The organism is Pseudomonas inefficax (genome assembly GCF_900277125.1).
Lineage (GTDB): Bacteria > Pseudomonadota > Gammaproteobacteria > Pseudomonadales > Pseudomonadaceae > Aquipseudomonas > Aquipseudomonas inefficax.
Window position 1 is genome coordinate 1 of sequence record NZ_OPYN01000176.1, and the last position, 2180, is coordinate 2180.

The 2180-nt window shown below is 64.4% G+C and carries 1 protein-coding gene and 1 pseudogene; one reads left to right on the top strand and one right to left on the bottom strand.

Annotation, left to right across the window (positions count from 1 at the left end; genetic code table 11):
- Positions 1-623, top strand: a pseudogene (gene fusA / locus JV551A3_RS21485) (elongation factor G); the annotation flags it as partial.
- 112 nt (positions 624-735) lie between these two features.
- On the opposite strand, the gene JV551A3_RS21495 reads toward fusA, so the two are convergent.
- A complete protein-coding gene (locus JV551A3_RS21495) occupies positions 736-2178 on the bottom strand; it encodes a SulP family inorganic anion transporter (protein WP_133979103.1) in 1443 nt (480 codons plus the stop codon).
- Positions 2179-2180: the final 2 nt, after the last annotated feature.

A 2180-nucleotide genomic window follows, 5' to 3' on the forward strand; every position in this document is an offset into this window, starting at 1 on the left:
ACACCTGCGAGATCGAGGGCCGCTTCGTCCGCCAGTCCGGCGGCCGGGGCCAGTATGGCCACTGCTGGATCCGCTTCGCCCCCGGCTACGAGGGCAAGGAAAGCGTGGAGTTCATCAACGAAATCGTTTGCGGGGTGGTAGCGCGCGAGTACATCCCGGCGATCCAGAAGGGTATCGAAGAGCAGATGAAGAACGGCGTGCTGGCCGGCTACCCGCTGATCAACCTCAAGGCGGCGGTGTACGACGGCTCGTACCACGACGTCGACTCCAACGAGATGGCCTACAAGATTGCCGCCTCGATGGCCACCAAGCAGTTGTCGCAGAAAGGCGGCGCGGTGTTGCTGGAGCCGGTGATGAAGGTGGAGGTGGTGACGCCGGAGGAGTACCAGGGTGACATCCTTGGCGACCTGAGCCGGCGCCGCGGGATGATCCAGGATGGAGACGAAACGCCGGCCGGCAAGGTGATCCGTGCCGAGGTGCCGCTGGGCGAGATGTTCGGCTACGCCACCTCGATGCGCTCCATGACCCAGGGCCGGGCCAGCTTCTCGATGGAGTTCACCCGTTATGCAGAGGCACCTGCGAGCATTGCCGATGCCATCGTCAAGAAGAACCGCGGGGAATAAATGCTTCTCTTGCACCGGCCTCTTCGCGGGCATGCCCGCTCCCACAAGGGTTATGCGATCCCTGTGGGAGCGGGCGCGCCCGCGAAGAGGCCGGCACAGGCAACAACCCTTCTCAGTGCTGCTCGCCGGCCCGCTTCAGCAGCTTCTTGCAACGCTCGGACAGATGCACCACCCGCAATTGCTTGCCAGCCTTGGCATACCGCTCGCGCAAGGTCTTCAACGCGGCAACCGCCGAATAATCCACAAAGCTCAAATGCTGGCAGTCCAGGGTCACCTTGGCCGGGTCGTTAGCCGGGTCGAACTGGTTCAGGAACACCGTTGTCGAGGCAAAGAACAGCGTGCCGTGCACCTGGTAACGCTTGCCCTCCTCTCCATCCTCATGGCTGTCGGCATAGAGCTCCCGCGCATGCTGCCAGGCGAAGTTCACCGCCGCGATGACAATGCCGAACAGCACCGCCACCGCCAGGTCGGTGAGCACCGTTACCACGGTCACGGCAATGATCGCCAGCACATCGCTCAGCGGCACCTTGTGCAGCACCCGCAACGACGCCCAGGCAAAAGTCTGCTGCGCCACCACGAACATCACCCCGACCAGCGCCGCCAGCGGAATACGCTCGATCAGCGGCGACAGGAACAACACGAACAGCAGGACCATCACCCCGGCTACCACACCCGACAGCCGGCCACGGCCATTTGAGCTGAGGTTGATCACCGTCTGGCCGATCATCGCGCAACCGCCCATGCCGCCGCACAGGCCGGAAACCATGTTGGCCGCACCCAGCGCAACGCACTCGCGGTCCGGGTAGCCACGGCTCTCGGTGATTTCATCGGTCAGGTTGAGGGTGAGCAAGGTTTCCAGCAGGCCGACCATGGCCATCAGCACCGCGTACGGCGCTACGATTTTCAGGGTTTCGAGGTTCCACGGCACATCCGGCAGGGCCAGGTGCGGCAGGCCACCGGCGATGCTCGCCATGTCGCCGAGGGTGCGCGTAGGCAGATCGAGCACGTACACCAGCAGGCCGACACCGAGGATCGCCACCAGCGCCGGCGGCACCGCGCGGGTCAGCTTCGGCAGTACGTACACCACCAGCATGGTCAGCGCCACCAGGCCGATCATCAGGTACAACGGCATTCCAGTGAGCCAGTGTTCACCCTGCTTGAAATGCTCGAGCTGGGCCAGCGCGATCACGATTGCCAGGCCATTGACGAAACCGAGCATGACCGGGTAAGGCACCAACCGCACCAGCTTGCCCAGACGCAGCAGGCCGAACAGCATCATCACCACGCCGCCTAGCAGCACGGTGGCCAGCAGGTACTGGGCGCCGTGCTGCACCACCAGCGCGACGATCACCACCGCCATCGAGCCGGCAGCGCCGGAAATCATCCCCGGCCGGCCGCCGAACAGCGCCGTAAGGGTGCAGATGATGAAGGCGCCATACAGGCCCATCAGCGGGTTCAGGTGGGCCACCAGGGCGAAAGCGATACACTCGGGCACCAGTGCGAACGAGGTNGTCAGGCCGGCGAGCAGGTCGGCGCGGAGTCGGGCGGGTTTCATGA